The sequence below is a fragment of the Streptomyces xanthochromogenes genome, from assembly GCF_014650455.1.
GTDB classification, from domain to species: Bacteria; Actinomycetota; Actinomycetes; order Streptomycetales; family Streptomycetaceae; genus Streptomyces; species Streptomyces xanthochromogenes.
On record NZ_BMUZ01000002.1, the window covers coordinates 745037 to 761221 of the forward strand.

The 16185-nt window shown below is 72.4% G+C and carries 19 protein-coding genes; 12 read left to right on the forward strand and 7 right to left on the reverse strand.

Annotation, left to right across the window (positions count from 1 at the left end; genetic code table 11):
* Positions 1-42: 42 nt before the first annotated feature.
* The 5 genes from IE267_RS07175 to amaP all read left to right on the forward strand — a co-directional run bounded on the left by IE267_RS07175 (position 43) and on the right by amaP (position 2579).
* Entirely contained in the window at positions 43-540 is a 498-nt protein-coding gene (locus IE267_RS07175) for an Asp23/Gls24 family envelope stress response protein (protein WP_161250455.1), read from the forward strand.
* A gap of 228 nt (positions 541-768) precedes the next feature.
* Entirely contained in the window at positions 769-960 is a 192-nt protein-coding gene (locus IE267_RS07180; RefSeq protein ID WP_100574682.1) for a hypothetical protein, read from the forward strand.
* 3 nt (positions 961-963) lie between these two features.
* Entirely contained in the window at positions 964-1308 is a 345-nt protein-coding gene (locus IE267_RS07185; RefSeq protein ID WP_161250457.1) for an iron-sulfur cluster assembly protein, read from the forward strand.
* Entirely contained in the window at positions 1305-1997 is a 693-nt protein-coding gene (locus IE267_RS07190) for a DUF6286 domain-containing protein (protein ID WP_167154171.1), read from the forward strand. Before IE267_RS07185 ends, IE267_RS07190 begins: the two co-directional genes overlap by 4 nt.
* 3 nt (positions 1998-2000) lie before the next feature.
* Positions 2001-2579, forward strand: a complete 579-nt coding sequence (gene amaP / locus IE267_RS07195; RefSeq protein ID WP_189762453.1) for an alkaline shock response membrane anchor protein AmaP — start codon at positions 2001-2003, stop codon at positions 2577-2579.
* 297 nt (positions 2580-2876) lie between these two features.
* On the opposite strand, the gene IE267_RS07200 is transcribed toward amaP, so the two are convergent.
* From IE267_RS07200 to IE267_RS07225, 6 genes are all read right to left on the reverse strand, one after another.
* The gene (locus IE267_RS07200) at positions 2877-3632 is read right to left on the reverse strand and encodes an SDR family oxidoreductase (protein ID WP_189762454.1); all 756 of its coding nucleotides are present in this window, start codon (positions 3630-3632) and stop codon (positions 2877-2879) included.
* 5 nt (positions 3633-3637) lie between these two features.
* Positions 3638-5446 carry a glycoside hydrolase family 15 protein gene (locus IE267_RS07205; protein ID WP_189762455.1) on the reverse strand — a complete coding sequence of 603 codons (1809 nt, stop codon included), beginning with the start codon at positions 5444-5446 and terminating at the stop codon, positions 3638-3640.
* Between the two features lie 111 nt (positions 5447-5557).
* Positions 5558-6352, reverse strand: coding sequence for an SURF1 family cytochrome oxidase biogenesis protein (locus IE267_RS07210; RefSeq protein ID WP_189762456.1), 795 nt, complete (start codon positions 6350-6352; stop codon positions 5558-5560).
* Between the two features lie 118 nt (positions 6353-6470).
* A complete protein-coding gene (locus IE267_RS07215) occupies positions 6471-6704 on the reverse strand; it encodes a metallothionein (protein ID WP_114036065.1) in 234 nt (77 codons plus the stop codon).
* Positions 6705-6758: 54 nt separating this feature from the next.
* On the reverse strand, positions 6759-7739 hold the full coding sequence (locus IE267_RS07220) for a DEDDh family exonuclease (protein ID WP_189762457.1): 981 nt from the start codon (positions 7737-7739) through the stop codon (positions 6759-6761).
* 284 nt (positions 7740-8023) lie between these two features.
* Positions 8024-8692, reverse strand: coding sequence for a TetR/AcrR family transcriptional regulator (locus IE267_RS07225; protein ID WP_189762458.1), 669 nt, complete (start codon positions 8690-8692; stop codon positions 8024-8026).
* A gap of 111 nt (positions 8693-8803) precedes the next feature.
* On the opposite strand from IE267_RS07225, the gene IE267_RS07230 reads away from it, so the two are divergent.
* Genes IE267_RS07230 through IE267_RS07250 form a run of 5 tightly spaced genes read left to right on the forward strand, consistent with a single transcriptional unit; the run spans position 8804 to position 13867 of the window.
* Positions 8804-9601, forward strand: a complete 798-nt coding sequence (locus tag IE267_RS07230) for an acetoacetate decarboxylase family protein (protein ID WP_161250473.1) — start codon at positions 8804-8806, stop codon at positions 9599-9601.
* Between the two features lie 2 nt (positions 9602-9603).
* A complete protein-coding gene (locus tag IE267_RS07235; protein WP_161250475.1) occupies positions 9604-10488 on the forward strand; it encodes an SDR family NAD(P)-dependent oxidoreductase in 885 nt (294 codons plus the stop codon).
* Positions 10489-10501: 13 nt separating this feature from the next.
* Positions 10502-11905, forward strand: a complete 1404-nt coding sequence (locus tag IE267_RS07240) for an amidohydrolase family protein (protein ID WP_229860794.1) — start codon at positions 10502-10504, stop codon at positions 11903-11905.
* Complete coding sequence (locus tag IE267_RS07245) at positions 11902-13128, forward strand: amidohydrolase family protein (RefSeq protein WP_189762459.1); 1227 nt, start codon at positions 11902-11904, stop codon at positions 13126-13128. The genes IE267_RS07240 and IE267_RS07245 overlap by 4 nt, the downstream gene beginning before the upstream one ends.
* A gap of 25 nt (positions 13129-13153) precedes the next feature.
* On the forward strand, positions 13154-13867 hold the full coding sequence (locus IE267_RS07250; protein WP_189762460.1) for a VIT1/CCC1 transporter family protein: 714 nt from the start codon (positions 13154-13156) through the stop codon (positions 13865-13867).
* Positions 13868-14240: 373 nt separating this feature from the next.
* Here IE267_RS07250 and IE267_RS07255 read toward each other — a convergent pair whose 3' ends face one another.
* Positions 14241-14417, reverse strand: a complete 177-nt coding sequence (locus IE267_RS07255; RefSeq protein ID WP_189762461.1) for a hypothetical protein — start codon at positions 14415-14417, stop codon at positions 14241-14243.
* Between the two features lie 169 nt (positions 14418-14586).
* Between IE267_RS07255 and IE267_RS07260 the strand changes: the two genes are divergently transcribed.
* Positions 14587-15498: a sterol desaturase family protein gene (locus IE267_RS07260; protein WP_189762462.1), complete on the forward strand. Its 912-nt coding sequence runs from the start codon at positions 14587-14589 to the stop codon at positions 15496-15498.
* A complete protein-coding gene (locus tag IE267_RS07265; protein ID WP_167154193.1) occupies positions 15495-16175 on the forward strand; it encodes a lysoplasmalogenase in 681 nt (226 codons plus the stop codon). Before IE267_RS07260 ends, IE267_RS07265 begins: the two co-directional genes overlap by 4 nt.
* Positions 16176-16185 lie beyond the last annotated feature (10 nt).

Below are 16185 nucleotides of genomic sequence, written 5' to 3' on the forward strand. Positions count from 1 at the left end.
TAATGTGGGCAATGGAGTTCAAGGGCGAAGGGACGAACGGTCATGAGCGACACCAGCGCACAGCGCAACCGGCCCGGTGCACCCGGGAACGATTCGGTCGGCGAACCCGCCGAGCAGGCCAGGAAGACGGCCATCACCAAGCGCGGCGGAGACGCGGGCGGCCGCGGCCGCACCACGATCGCCGACGGCGTGGTCGAGAAGATCGCGGGCCTCGCGGCCCGTGACGTCATCGGCGTGCACGCCATGGGCAGTGGCCTGTCCCGCACGTTCGGCGCGGTGAGAGACCGGGTACCCGGCGGCAAGCCCGCCGTTTCGCGCGGAGTGAAGGCCGAGGTGGGCGAGGTGCAGACCGCGCTCGACCTCGAAATCGTCGTCGACTACGGCGTGTCCATCGCCGATGTCGCCCGCGACGTGCGCGAGAACGTGATCTCCGCGGTGGAGCGGATGACCGGGCTTGAGGTCGTCGAGGTCAACATCGCGGTCAGCGACGTGAAGCTGCCCGACGAGGAGGACGACGAACCGGAGTCCAGGCTCCAGTAGCGGCACGGAGGGTACCGGGCTGTTCGGAGCGGTACGCACCGATCCCGGTCGGCGCGGATGCCGACCGGTACGGATGCCGACCGGTACGGATGCCGACCGGCACGGACGACAAGTACGCGATGACCAGTACGGATGCCCATCGGTACCGACGCCGACCGGCATTGATCCCGACGTGGCACTGATCTCGACGTGGCACTGATCTCGACTCATCGGACCGAGGAGTTCGGCATGAGCATGGCGGTGGTGGGCCTGATGGCCGGCATGGCACTCGGTTTCGCCGGATACTTCGGTGGCTTCGGGGCGTTCCTGCTGGTGGCAGCACTCGGTGCGATCGGCTTCGTGGTCGGCCGGTTCGTGGACGGCGACCTGGAACCGGGCGACTTCTTCCGCCCCCGTGACCGCGGCGACCGGCGGCGCTGACCGATGGCGGTGGCCGAACAGATCGAGCCCGCCCAGCGCGGTGCCACCCGGATCGCCGACCGGGTCGTCGCGAAGATCGCCGCACAGGCGGCCAGGGAGGCCCTCGATCGGCTCCCCGAAGGCGGTGCCCCGCCCCGCGCGACCGTCACCGTCCACCAGGACTCCGCCCGCGTACGAGTCAGTCTCGAACTCGGCTACCCCGGTGACCTCGGCGGCCAGTGCGGCGCGGTGCGTCGCCAAGTCGCCGAGCGGGTAAGGGCGTTGGCGGGCATGGAGGTGCCCGAGGTGGCCGTGCAGATCGAGCGTCTGCACGCCGAGGGTCCGGGGGACCGGGGGAGGATCCGATGAGCGGGCCGTACGAAGGCGAGCACAGCACCCAGCGGCTTCCCGTGATCGAGCAGGGCCCCGGCGCGACCGCCGACCCCGGGCTCGACCAGTCGGCCTCGGCCGCCGACTACGACTCCGTGCCGGTCCTCGCCGAGGGTGAGGGCGGCAAGGCGGGGCGCTTCTGGGCGGTGCGCCGGGTGCCCGCGGGGCTGTGCGCGCTCCTGATCCTGGCCGCGTCCGGCCTCTTCCTCTACGACGTCGCCGCCGTACGCGCCCACCGCTCGGCCATGCGCTGGCGGTCCGGGCTCGCCGACTGGGTCGCGGAGCACGCCGTCGACGACGTGGCGGTGCTCGCGGGTGCCGGGGCCGTCGCGCTGCTCGGCCTCTGGCTGATCGTGCTCGCGCTCACCCCCGGCCTGCGCGGCATCCTGCCGATGCGGCGCCGCTCGACGGCCGTGCGCGCCGGGCTCGACCGGGCCGCGGCGGCGCTCGTGCTGCGCGACCGGGCGATGGAAGTGTCCGGCATCCAGTCGGCGCGGGTCCGTCTGAGCCGGCGGCGCGTGGTGGTGCGGGCCCTGTCGCACTTCCGTGAACTCGACGACGTACGGGCCGACTTGGACGCGGCGCTGGGTGCGGGAATCCGGGAACTCGGCCTTGCCAGGCCGCCCGGGCTCGCGGTCCACGTGAGCCGCTCGGTACGGAAGGGCTGAGCCATGCTGAGGACGGTCAACCGGGTGGTCCTGGGTCTTGTGGGGCTCGTGCTGCTCCTCGCGGGCGGGGCGGTGCTGGCCGTCGGGCTCGGCCTCGACGTGCCGTCCTGGTGGCCCTGGGGCACCAAGCACGACGTCCTGCTGAGCCGGTCCCGCCGCCTCCACTGGCACGACCAGGGCTGGTGGTGGCCGGCGGTCATCGCCGCCCTCGCGCTGATCGTGCTGCTCGCCCTGTGGTGGCTGCTCGCCCAGCTGCGCCGGGCGCGGCTCGCCGAGATCCTGGTGGATTCGGGGGACGGGGAAGGCGCGTTGCTGCGGGGGCGGGCGCTGGAGTCCGTGCTGGCGAGCGAGGCGGAGGGCGCGGAGGGGGTGGCCCAGGCGCAGGTCGCCCTGACCGGGCGCCGCGCCGCGCCCGCGGCCCGGGTCGCCCTTCTTCTGGAGCCGCACGCGCAGCCCGCGGGCGCGTTGGAGCGGCTGGAGTCCGAGTCCCTGGCGCATGCCCGGGACTCGGCGGGTCTTTCCTCGCTGCCCGCGGAGGTTCGTCTCCGTGCGGTGAAGCACCGGGCCCACCGTGTGACGTGAGCCGGGGGGCTTCCCCCACCCCGCCCCTTCCCGCAACCCTCCGGGGGTGCGGCCCGGCTCCCGGCCCGCTGCTGGGGCTCCGCCCCAGACCCCGTTCGCGCCTTGAGGGCGCTCGTCCTCAAACGCCGGACGGGCTGACATGCCCGGTGCGGCCCGCCCCAGTAGTGCCAGGGACGGCTCAGGGGGCAGCGATCGGGCTTCTGAGGGGCGCGGGGAACTGCGCGTGCGGGACCAACGGGGTGCTGCGGTAAGGGGGTTGGGGCGGGCCCCGGGGCGGGGTGCGCCCCGGGGGCGGGGTCAGAAGCCGTGGCGGGCGCCGCCGTCCACCGGCAGCATTACGCCCGTGAGGTACGAGGCCGCCGGCGACAGCAGGAACGCGGCCGCGCGGCCGAACTCCTCCGGCGTGCCGTAGCGCCGCAGCGGGATGCGGGCCTCGTTGGCCGTGCGCGTTGCCTCCGCGTCGCCGGACAGCTCGTCGAGCTGGCGCACCCGGTCCGTGTCGATGCGGGACGGCAGCAGGCCCACCACGCGGATGCCGCGCGGCCCGAGCTCGTCGGCCAGTGACTTGGCGAAGCCCGCGAGGCCCGGGCGCAGGCCGTTGGAGATGGTCAGGCCCGGGATCGGCTCGTGTACGGAGCCGGACAGGACGAAGCCGATGACCCCGCCCTCGTCGAGCTCTTCGGCCGCCGCCCGGGCGAGGCGCACCGCGCCGAGGAACACCGACTCGAAGGCCGACTGCCACTGCTCGTCGGTGTTGTCCGCGACGAAGCCCGGCGCCGGGCCACCCACGCTGATCAGCACGCCGTCGAAGCGCCCGAAGTGCTCGCGGGCGGCGTTGATCAGGCGGGCCGCCGCTTCCGGGTCGGCGTTGTCGGAGGCCACCGGGAGCGCACCGGGGCCCAGTTCGGCGGCGGCGTCGCCCAGCGTCTTCTCGTCGCGGCCGGCGATGACGGCCTTCGCGCCGTCCTCGACGAGCGCTCGGGCGGACGCGAGGCCGAGGCCCCGCGAGGCCCCGGTGACGACGTACACACGGTCCTTCAGTCCAAGATCCATGCTGCCTATCCTGCCTCTTCCCCACAGCCCGGCTCCAGTGCGCAGGCGGTGGCGACCAGGCCGATGTGGCTGAAGGCCTGCGGGAAGTTGCCGAGCTGGCGGTCGGCCGCGGGGTCGTACTCCTCGGCGAGCAGACCCACGTCGTTGCGGAGCGCCAGGAGCCGCTCGAAGAGTTCCCGGGCCTCCTTCACCCGGCCGGTCAGACGCAGCGCGTCCGCCATCCAGAACGAGCACACCAGGAACGTGCCCTCGGCGCCGGGCAGCCCGTCCACCGTCGTGGCGTCGGTTGTGTAGCGGCGTACGAAACCACTGCCGCCGAGCTCGGCGTGGATCGCGTCGACCGTACCGATCACCCGGGGATCGTCCGGTGGCAGGAAGCCGACGCGGGGGATGAGGAGGGTTGCCGCGTCCAGTTCGTCGGAGCCGTACGCCTGGGTGAAGGTGTTGCGGACCGGGTCGAAGCCCTTCTCGCACACCTCCTTGTGCACCGCGTCGCGCATCCTGCGCCAGCGCCCGGCGTCCCCGCGCAGCTCCGGGTCGGACTCCAGGGTGCGCACCGCGCGGTCCGCGGCCACCCACGCCATCACCTTGGAGTGCACGAAGTGCCGGCGCGGCCCGCGCACCTCCCACAGGCCCTCGTCCGGCTCGCGCCAGCGCGCCTCCAGGAAGTCGAGCAGACTCAGCTGGAGGTTCCAGGCGTGCGTCTCGCTCTTGAGGCCCGCCTCGCGCGCCAGATAGAGCGAGTCGATGACTTCCCCGTACACATCGAGCTGGAGCTGCTCGACCGCCGCGTTGCCGATCCGTACCGGCGCGGACTCCAAGTGGCCCTTCAGCCAAGGGAGTTCGACTTCGGGCAGGCGGCGCTCGCCGGACAGGCCGTACATGATCTGGAGGTCGGCCGGGTCACCGGCGACGGCCCTCAGCAGCCAGTTCCGCCAGTGCGCGGCCTCCTCCAGGTAGCCGGCCGAGAGCAGCGCTTCGAGGGTGAGGGTGGAGTCGCGCAGCCAGCAGTACCGGTAGTCCCAGTTGCGGATGCCGCCGAGCTCCTCGGGCAGTGAGGTGGTGGGGGCCGCCACGATGCCGCCGGTGGGGGCGAAGGTGAGCGCCTTGAGCGTGATCAGGGAACGGATCACGGCGTCCCGGTAGGGCCCCTCGTACTGGCAACGGGCGGACCACTCCCGCCAGTCGGTGAGGGACTGCTCCAGCGCCTCGTACGGGTCGATGAGGTCGGGGCGGGGTTCGTGCGAGGGGTGCCAGGTGAGGACGAAGGCGACCTTCTCGCCCTCGTGGACCGTGAACGAGGAACGGGTGCTCATGTCCTGGCCCCACGTCTTGACCTCGGGTTCGCTGCGCAGCCACACCGAGTCCGGGCCCGCGATCGCGACCCGGTGCCCGTCCGAGCGCCGCATCCAGGGCACCACGTGGCCGTAGTCGAAGCGCAGCCTGAGCACCGAGCCCATCTCGACGGTGCCGCTGACGCCCTCCACGATGCGGGTGACATCCGGGGCCCTGTCGCGCTGCGGCATGAAGTCGATGACCTTCACCGTGCCGGTGCTGGTCTCCCAGTAGGTCTCCAGGACGAGCGAATCATCCAGATAGGCGCGCCGGTCGCACCGGCCCGAGTGGCCCGCCTCGGCCGGCGCGATCCGCCAGTGGCCGTTGTTCTCGTCGCCGAGCATCGCCGCGAAGCACGCGGCGGAGTCGAAGCGGGGCAGGCAGAGCCAGTCGATGGAGCCGTCGAGGCCGACCAGGGCGGCGGTCTGCAGATCGCCGATGAGGGCGTAGTCCTCGATGCGTTGAGTACGTTGGGTCACGCCAAGGCGTGTTCCCGGTCGGACAAATTGCTAAGCAGCCGGAGATCGTCCCGGTAGCGGGAGATCGTCGAGCAACCGGAGGCGCCAGGGCCGACGGGCAGCCGCAGGCCGCTAGGCGGCGGTCACGGGCTCGGGCGCGGCGGCGGGTTCGGCCGCGGCGGCCTCGCGGTCCTGCTTCTCGCGCCGTACGAGGATGAACCAGCCGACCGGCACCGCGGCCGAGAACAGCCACCACTGGACGGCGTACGCCATGTGCGGGCCGATCGAGCTGTCGTCGGGGGCCGGGATCAGCTCGGGGGAGTCGCCGGGCGACTCGGGCGCGGTCTGTTCGATGTAGCCACCGAGCACCGTGCGGCCGAGCGCCTTGGCCTGTTCGGCGCTGTTGATCAGCATCACCTGGCGGGGCGGGAGGCCCTTGACGTCCTTGATGCCGCTGGCCGCGGTCGTCTGGTCGGCCATCAGACGGCCGGTCACGGTGACCTTGCCGGCGGGCGGCGCGGGGATCTTCGGGAAGTCCGTCTGGTTGCCGTTGTCGGCGATCCAGCCCCGGTTGACCATCACGGTGGGACCGCCGCCGGCGAGGACGAACGGGGTGAGCACGTGGTAGCCGACCCGCCCGTCGGCCGCGGTCCTGCGCCGTACGACGACCTCGTGCGCGGTGTCGTAGCTGCCGGTCGCGGTGACCCGGCGCCAGTAGTCCGCGCGCGGGACGGTGTGGCCGGGCGAGGTGAGGTCGGTCACCGGGACCGGCTCGGCCTTCAGGTTGTCGGCGATCAGCGAGTTCTGGGCGACCTTGTGCTCGTGCCGGTGCAGCTGCCAGAAACCCAGCTCGATCATCGTGGGGATGAGAGCGAGGGCCAGAAGGGTGACGAGCACCCACTGCCGGGACAACAGGAAGCGGTACACCCCATGACCGTACAACTCGGGTCATGGGGTGCGCCGGGTGGGGTGGCGGGAACCACCGGGGAGATTGGGGGAGACCGGGGAGAGGGTCGGACGGGGAGAGGGGTCGGACGGGGGAGGGTCAGACCTTGTCGACGATGCCCGCCTTTCCCTCCGCGCGGGCGCAGTGCGCTCCGCAGTACCAGGCGCCCTCGACCTCGACCCCTTGGCCGATGATCTGGACCCGGCAGTGTTCACAGATGGGCGCCATGCGGTGGATGGCGCACGAGAAGCAGTCGAAGACGTGCACCGCGCCCTGCGCGTGCACCTCGAAGGACATCCCGTAGTCGTTTCCGCAGACCTCGCAACGTGCCATGCGCCACAGGGTGGGGGTTGACCGGCGCACGGGGTGGGCGCCGCGCCCCGGAACTCACCCGTCTGCCGGTGTCACGTCCCGGAGCAGCTGGGTGAAGGCGGCCTCGTCGACGACCGGGGTGCCGAACGACTTCGCCTTGACGGTCTTGGACGTGGCCGAATCCGGGTCGTTGGTGACGAGCAGGCTCGTGAGCCGCGACACGCTCGTCGCCACGTGCAGGCCCGCCTCGACGGCCCGGTCCTCCAGGAGCTCGCGGTCGACGGAGGTGTCCCCGGAGAACGCCACCCGCATGCCCTGCTTCAGGGGCCGGTCCGGCGCGTAGCGCCCCGGGTTGGGGTACGGGCAGGCCGGGCGCTTGCGCGAGGCCCGCCATGTCCCCGAGCCGCTGCGGTAGGAGGCCTGGTAACCGATGCGGGGGGTGACCGGGGAGTCCGTCCACTCGGTGAGCGGCCGGCATTCGAGCAGGGGGAGGCGCACCCCGCCGGCCGCCGCCGCGTGCAGGCTCGGCCGGAACGCCTCGGCGAGCACGCGTGCGTCGTCGAGCGCGTGGTGGGCCCGCTGCTGCACCACGCCGTAGTGAGCGGCGAGCGACTCCAGTTTGTGGTTGGGCAGGGGCAGCGCCAGTTCCTTCGAAAGGGCGATGGTGCACAGCCGCTGCCGGACCGGCGCGGTGCTCCGGGCCCGTGCGTACTCGCGCGCGATCATCTGCCAGTCGAAGATCGCGTTGTGCGCGACCAGGACCCGCCCGTCGAGCCGCGCCGCGAACTCCTCGGCGATCTCCGGGAAGAGCGGGGCGCCTTCGAGCACGTCGCTGCTCAGCCCGTGGATCCACACCGGGCCGGGGTCGCGCTCGGGATTGACCAGCGTGTACCAGTGGTCCTCGACATTGCCCTGGGCGTCGAGCCGGTAGACGGCAGCCGAGATTATCCGGTCGTCGCGGGCGAGTCCGGTGGTCTCCACGTCGACGACCGCGTACCCCTGCGGGTAGGCGGCCGGCCACGTCGCTGCTGTCGTCAGGTCGTCGAGCATGGTCACAGAGAATACGGGGCCGGACTGACAGCGCGGGCCCGGCCCGGGCCCCGGCCCCCGGACTCCGAAGGGTTCCGGCCGCTTTCGGTCCCTCAACTGAGCCTCCCGGCAGGCGACATGGGCCCCTGCCGGGGCATGCGGGTGCCGCCCCCGCGGGGCAGCGGGTGAGGAATGAGCCACACGGCCGGGCCGGTCCGGGCGTCCGCCTCCCGCGTCCCCGAGTCCCCCGGTCCCCGAGTCGGCACCCCGTCCTTCCACGGCCGCTTCCCGCTCCCCACCCGGTGCGCTCCCTACGCATCCGGGTCCGTATCCCGTCCTCCCGGGTCCGCTTCCTGCGCTCCCGGGTCCGCGAACAGTCCCGCCACGAGCGCCCGTACCGAGTCGGTGAACAGCCGGTCCTGGTCCACCGCCCCCGCCAGCGCCCGTGCGAGGGCCGGGTCGTGTTCGGCCGTCGAGGGGTGCCACAGTTCCTCCTCCGCCGGGCTCTGGACGGGGGCGCGCTCCCGGTTGCGCTCGATCAGGACATGGCCGACCACCTGGAACTGGACGGCCCGTACCGCCCGCGCCGCGCGGGCGCCGCGCAGGCCCGCCGCGTGCACCTCGTGGACCAGGGCCTGCTGGGCGGGCAGGAACATCCGGTCGGTCAGGCCGCGTTCGTGGACCATGGCGATCAGGTGCGGGCGGGCGCGCAGCTCGCGGCGCAGGGCGCGGGCGACCGAGAGCACGCGCGCGGCCGGGGTGCGCCCGCGCGGCCGGATCTCGCCCAGCTCCTCGACGGTCCGCTCGACCAGGGCGTCCAGGAGCGACTCGCGGTTGCCGACGTGCCAGTAGATCGAGGTGACCGCGGTGCCGAGCTCGGCGGCGAGTTTGCGCATGGTCAGGGCCGCCGGCCCGTGCTGTCTGACCAGGGACCCGGCCGCGGCCAGGATCTCCTCGCGGGTGAGCGACGTACGCGCCATATCTGATGCTCCATCAATTCACGTCGGTGCACGGCTCTTTACCCTTCATCGCGGTCGGTGTAACTGTGTTACAGACCCCCGGAAGAGACAGCCTGCGAAGGGTGGTACGACATGGCACGCGTACGGTACGGGGCACGCACCGAGGCCGAGATCCAGGCCGCGCGCACCGCGAGCGCCAAGCTCCCCGACATCTGGTCGACCGGCGTGGTGGCGGTCTGGGAGAGCGACCCCGACGCGGTCGCGGCCGTCCTGCCGCCGCCGCTCAAGCCCGCCGAACGCCCGCTGGTGCGGGCCAACATCAGCAAGGTCGACCTGCCCGGCTATCCGCTCGGTGCCGGATCGGTCGCGGTCGCCGCCGTCCACGACGGGCAGGAGGGCTGGTATCCGCTCGTCATGCCGATGACCCACGAGCGGGCCCTGATCGGCGGCCGCGAGGTGTTCGGCGAGCCGAAGAAGCTCGGCGAGGTGGACGTCGAGCGCGACGGCCTGGTCGTGCGGGCCTCGCTCGCCCGGCACGGGATCGCGTTCGTCGAGGTGCGGGGCGCCGTCGACGGGCCGCTGCCGCTGCCCGAGCCGACGCGCAAGACCGACTTCTACTTCAAGTTCCTGCCGGCCGTCGACGGCGAGGGCTTCGACGCCGACCCCGTCCTCGTCCACTGCGTACGCAACGAGAAGGTGCGCAAGCTGGAGAAGATCACGGGCGACGTGGTGCTGCGCGAGTCGATGTACGACCCCGTCGCCGACCTGCCGGTGCGCCGCGTCGTCGAGATCACCATCGGCGAGAAGACCACCGACCAGAAGGGCACCGTGGCCGAACGCGTCAGCGCCCAGGCCCTGTTGCCGTACATCCACCAGCGCTACGACGACCCCCAGCAGATCCTGGACGGGCCGCCCGAGGGGAGCGTCTGACCATGGAGCTCGGGCAGGGGCAGGTCGCCGTCGTCACCGGCGCGGCGAGCGGAATCGGGCTCGCGATGGCCCGGCGGTTCGCCGCCGAGGGGCTGAAGGTCGTCCTCGCCGACGTCGAGGAGGGTGCCCTGGAGAAGGCGGCCGGGCAGCTGCGCGAGGACGGGGCCGAGGTGCTGGCCAGAACCGTCGACGTCAGCGAGCGGGACTCGGTGCTCGCCCTCGCGGACGCCGCGTACGAGCGCTTCGGGGCGGTGCACGTGCTGTGCAACAACGCCGGGGTCGGCTCGGGTGCCGAGGGCCGGATGTGGGAGCACGAGGTCAACGACTGGAAGTGGGCCTTCGCGGTCAACGTGTGGGGCGTCTTCCACGGCATCCAGGCCTTCGTGCCCCGGATGATCGCGGGCGGCGGGCCCGGCCGGATCGTCAACACCTCATCCGGCGACGGCGGAATCGCCCCGCTGCCGACCGCGTCCGTGTACGCCGTCACCAAGTCGGCGGTCGTCACGATGACCGAGTCCCTGTACGCGCACCTGAAGGCCGAGGGCGTTCCGATCGGCGCGTCGGTGCTCTTCCCCGGGCCGCACATGCTGCGCACCGGCCTGTGGGAGTCGCACCGCAACCGGCCCGAGCGCTTCGCCAAGGAGCGGCCGCGCAAGACCCCCTACCGCAGCCTCGACCAGTGGGAGTCGGCCATGAAGGAGGCCGGCCACGAGATCGAGTTCACGCCGGTCGAGGCCGTCGCGGCGGAGGTCGTCGACGGAATCCGCGCCGACCGGTTCTGGATGCTGCCCGCGAGCGAGCACAGCGACCGGCAGATCAGAGCCCGTTCGCGGTCGATGCTCGACCGGGCGAACCCGGCGTACCTGGAAAGCTTCATCCTGGACTGACGAGGGACGTGCGATGACAGCACAGAACGAGACGACAGCACAGAACGAGACGACAGCACAGAACGAGACGACAGCACAGAACGAGACGACAGCATCGAGCGTGACGGCGGCACAGCGCCTGACGGCGGCGCCGAACGAGCAGAACGACCCGTACCTGATCATCTCCTCCGACTGCCACGCCGGTCTGCCCACCGAGGAGTACCGGCCCTACCTGGACTCCCGTTTCCACCGGGAGTTCGACGAGTTCCTCGCGGGGCGCGACCGCCGCCGCGCGGAGATGACCCGGCTCGGCGTACGCAACGAGGCCTTCGCCGACCGCTGGTTCAGCGACAACGAGCAGGGCCTGCGCGGCGGTTGGGACGCGGTGCAGCGCCTCAAGGAGCTCGACGGCGACGGCGTGGCCGGCGAGGTCGTCTTCCCCGACGCGGACGCCGTCGACAGCCGCACCGCCGCCCCCTTCGGCGTGGGCCTCGGCCTCTCCGGCGACCAGGACCCCGACCTCGGCATGGCGGGCGCGCAGGCGCACAACCGCTGGCTCGCCGAGTTCGTCGGCCAGAACCCCGAACGGCACTGCGGGGTCGCCCTGTTGCCCGTCACGGGCGAGGTCGACCGGGTGGTCGCCGAGATCCACCGGGCCAAGGAGTCCGGGCTCGGCGCGCTGATGATCCCGTCCATGTGGGTGGACCGGGCTCCCTACCACGACCGCCGCTACGACCCCGTCTGGGCGGCGGCCGCCGAGACCGCGATGCCGCTGGTGACCCACTCGGGTGCGGCCCCGCGCCACGAATACGGCGAACACCTGGGCATCTATGTGTCCGAGGTGACGTGGTGGCCCGCCCGCCCCCTGTGGTTCCTGCTGTGGTCGGGCGTCTTCGAGCGCCACCCCGGACTCAAGTTCGGTGTGGCGGAGTCCGGTTGCTGGTGGCTGCCGAACCTGCTCTGGTTCATGGACCGCCTCTACCTCGGCGCCCACGGCGGCAAGAAGCTCTCGCCCTTCGCCGAGCTGAAGCGGCCGCCGAGCGAGTACCTCGACCGGCAGCTCTTCGTCTGCGCCACCAACACCAAGCGCCGCGAGCTGGCCCAGCGCTACGAGATCGGCGTCGACAACATCCTGTGGGGCTCCGACTTCCCGCATCCGGAAGGGACGTGGCCGAACACGCGTGAGTGGCTGAAGAACACCTTCCACGACATCCCGGTGAACGAGACCCGGCGGATGCTCGGCCTCGCGGCGGCCGAGGTCTTCGGCTTCGACACCGCGAAGCTGGCACCGATCGCCCGCCGGATCGGGCCGACCCCGGCCGAACTGGGGCAGCCCGACGACCAGTTGGCCGTCGAGGCGTCCTGGGCGCGCTCGCGCGAGGTGGGCCGGCACTGGCTGACCGAACACGACTTCCCCGTCCTGGGGGTGGACCGGTGACCGAGCGCTACACCGTCATCTCGGCGGACTGCCACGCCGGAGCCGACCTCCTGGACTACCGGCCCTATCTGGAGTCGAAGCACCACGACGCCTTCGACGCGTGGGCGGCCACGTACGTCAACCCGTACGAGGACCTGATGGCCGACACCGCCGACCGCAACTGGAACTCGGCCCGTCGGCTGGCGGAGCTGGAGGAGGACGGCATCGTCGCGGAGGTCGTCTTCCCCAACACGATCCCGCCGTTCTTCCCCTCCGCCTCCCTCATGGCACCGGCGCCCACCCGGGAGGAGTTCGAGCAGCGCTGGGCGGGCCTGCGCGCCCACAACCGCTGGCTCGCCGACTTCTGTGCCGAGGCGCCGGGGCGCCGGGCGGGCGTCGCCCAGATCCTCCTGAACGACGTCGAGGAGGCGGTCCGCGAGATCCGCCGGGTCAAGGAGGCGGGCCTGACCGGCGGCATCCTGCTGCCGGGCGCCCCGCCCGGCTCGGGGGTCCCCGAGCTCTACTCCGACGTGTACGACCCGATCTGGGCGGTGTGCGCGGAACTCGACGTGCCGGTCAACCACCACGGCGGGTCCGCATCCCCGCCGCTGGGGGAGGAGCCGGCGGCGCGGGCGGTGTTCATGGTGGAGACGACCTGGTTCTCGCACCGGGCGCTGTGGCACCTGATCTTCGGCGGCGCCTTCAACCGGCACCCGTCCCTCGAACTCGTCCTCACCGAGCAGGGTTCGGGCTGGATTCCCGGCGTTCTGGACATGCTGGACTACTACCACGGGCGTCTGGTGGCGGCCGCGACGAAGGCGTCCACGGCGGAGTCCAAGTTCGGCGCGGGCCTCGCCCGGTCCATGGGCAAGGGTCCCTCCCAGGTGTGGCGGGACAACTGCTTCGTCGGCGCGAGCTTCATGCGGCCGCACGAGGTGCCGCTGCGGGACCGGATCGGCCTCGACAAGATCATGTGGGGCAGCGACTACCCGCACGACGAGGGCACCACGCCGTTCTCCCGGGAGGGCCTGCGGATCGCCTACGCGGGCCTGCCCCGCGACGAGGTCGCGGCGATGGCCGGCGGCAACGCGGCCCGCGTCTACGGCTTCGACCTCCCCTTCCTGGACGGGATCGCGGCCCGGGTCGGCCCGACGGTGGCGGAGATCGCCGAGCCGCTCGAAAAGATCCCCGCCGAGGCCTCCAGCCCGGCGTTCGCCCGGGGCGGGTCGGTGCGCGTGTGGTGAGGGGCGGGGTGAGAACCTGCCCCGCATGAGTGCAACCGACCAGCACGACGAGGCGCACCACGGGGCGCTCGGCTCGCGGCTCAACTGGCTGCGGGCCGCGGTCCTCGGCGCCAACGACGGCATCGTCTCCACCGCCGGTCTCGTCGTCGGCGTGGCCGGGGCGACGGACTCCCGCTCGGCCCTCCTGACGGCGGGCCTGGCCGGACTGCTCGCCGGTTCCATGTCCATGGCGGCCGGCGAGTACGTCTCCGTCTCCACCCAGCGCGACTCCGAGAAGGCCGCGCTCGCGCAGGAGCGGCGCGAGCTGAAGGACTCGCCCGAGGCCGAACTCGCCGAGCTGGCCGGCCTGTTGGCGGACCGGGGCCTCAGCGATGATGTGGCCCGCGAGGCCGCCCTCCAGCTCACCGAACGCGACGCGCTGCGCGCGCACGCCAGTGTCGAGCTCGGCATCGACCCCGATGAACTCACCAACCCCTGGCACGCGGCCTGGGCCAGCTTCCTCGCCTTCACGGCGGGCGCGCTGCTCCCCCTCCTCGCCATCGTGCTGCCACCGGCCCCGGTCCGCCTCTACGTGACGGTCGGCTCGGTCCTGGCCGCGCTCGCCCTGACGGGCTGGGGCAGCGCCCGCCTCGGCTCCGCCCCGGCGGGCCGCGCGATCTGGCGGAACGTGGGTGGGGGCGCGGTGGCCATGGGGGTCACCTATGGGGCGGGGGTGCTGCTGGGGGCGGTGGGGGTGTAGGGGGCTCAGACTCGTTGCAGGCGTTCGGGCGGGATGTGTTCGGCACCCTGGACCTCGATGGCCAGGCATCCGATGCCGAGTTCCTCCAGGGCGGCGACACCGCTCGGAAGGGAACGCACCTGTTCCAGTCGCCCAGTTCGGGGCTGAGGGTCCCGCGGGCGGCGTTCAGGGCCGGCCACCGCACCAGCGTGGACTTGCCCGAGCCCGCCGGGCCGCGCAGGTGCAGCCGGTCGGTACCGGCCAGTGCCTGCTCGACACTGACCGTCGCCGCCCCGGGGGCGGGCAGCCCCATCGCCTGACGGGGCTCGCCGCTGACGGCCAGGCTGATGTACGCCTTGTCGAGCGGCCATTCGCTCGCGGAGCGCCCGAGGGCTCACCCCGCCTCGCGGGGGCGGTGGCCGAGGGCCTTCGCCAGGCGGTCCGGGGAGGCGGGTCCGGGCGAGGGGCGCAGCGGCCCGGCGACCAGGCCGGCGCCCGGCCGGGGGGCCAGGAGCGACTTCGCGACCGTGGAGACCACCGTGCTCGCGAGACGCGCGACCACAACTTCCATGCCTGGCACCGCAGTTGCCTCCACCAGAGCGCACCGGTGCCAGCGATCGTACGCCGCGCCCGCTCACTCCGATTGGCGGAACTCACCAAAGCCTGCTGACAACGCGTCTCGCATACTTGTCGGTAACAACATCTAGCCGGGGCCGCCGCCCCGCCCCTACGGTGCAGGCATGTCGCCGAACCTGCCCGATGTCGTGCTGTGGTCGATACCCGCCTTCGTGCTGCTCACCGTCGTGGAGATGGTGAGCTACCGGCTCCATCCGGACGAGGACGCCGCCGGGTACGAGACGAAGGACGCCGCCACCAGCGTCGGCATGGGGCTCGGCAGTCTGGTCTTCGACGCGTTGTGGAAGATTCCGATCGTCGCCCTCTACACGGCGGTCTACGCCCTCACCCCGCTCGCGATCCCGGTCCTGTGGTGGACCGTGCCGCTGATGCTGCTCGGGCAGGACTTCTTCTACTACTGGTCGCACCGCGGCCACCATGTGATCCGCATCCTGTGGGCCTGCCACGTGGTGCACCACTCCAGCCGCAAGTTCAACCTCACCACCGCGCTGCGCCAGCCCTGGACGTCCTGGACCGTGTGGCCGTTCTACGTGCCGCTCATCGCGCTCGGCGTGCACCCGGCGGTGCTCGCGTTCTGTTCCTCGGCGAACCTCGTCTACCAGTTCTGGGTGCACACCGAGCGGGTCGGCAAGCTGCCCCGCCCCTTCGAGTTCGTCCTCAACACGCCCTCCCACCACCGGGTGCACCACGCCTCGCAGGGCGGCTACCTCGACCGCAACTTCGGCGGCATCCTGATCGTCTGGGACCGGATGTTCGGCTCGTTCACCGCCGAGACCGAGCGGCCCGTGTTCGGGCTCACCAAGAACATCGCCACCCACAACCCGCTGCGCGTCGCCACCCACGAGTACGCCGCCATCGCCCGCGACGTACGCGCCGCCCGCACCTGGCCGGAGCGGGCCGGGCGGATCTTCCGCGGCCCGGGCTGGCAGCCGAAGGCGACGGTCACCCCGGCGGAGCCGATTACCCAGGCCGAGCCGGTCACCGGGGCCGCCGCCGTGGCGGAGCGCGCCGTATGACGCGACCGGACGCGGACACCGTCGAGGTCGGGACCCGGGCGGGCGCGGGCCCGCGGCACCCCGCCGCGGTCACCCCGCTCCTCCTCGCCTTCGCGGCGGCCGGCGCCCTCGACCTCGTCGCCCTGCTCGCCGGTTGGCACCCCGGGCACCTGATCGCCAAGCCGCTCCTCATGCCCCTGCTCGCCGCGCACGTGTACGCGCGGGGCGGGCCGCGGCTGCTCATCGCCGCGCTGCTGTGCGGCTGGGGCGGCGATGTGTTCCTGCTCTCGGGCGCGGATGCCGCCTTCCTGCTCGGCATGGGCTGTTTCGCCGCCGGGCACGTCTGCTACCTCCTCCTGTTCGGGCGGGGCCGCACGCATCCCGGGCTCGGCGCCGCGTACGGGATCGCCCTGGTGGCCACCGTCGCCGCACTCTGGCCCGACCTGCCCGCCGGGCTGCGCGTCCCGGTCGCCGGATACAGCCTGCTGCTGACCGCGATGGCCTACCGCTCCTCGCGGCTCGGCCCGCTCGTCGGCCTCGGCGGCGCCCTGTTCCTGCTCTCCGACACCCTCATCGCCACCGGTGTCGCGGAGTGGCCGCAGCCGCCACGCCCCGACTTCTGGATCATGCTGACCTATCTCGGGGCGCAGGCACTTCTCGCACAGGCGTACCGTGAGGAGTCCCGAAGCACCCTCTGACCGGCAAGGA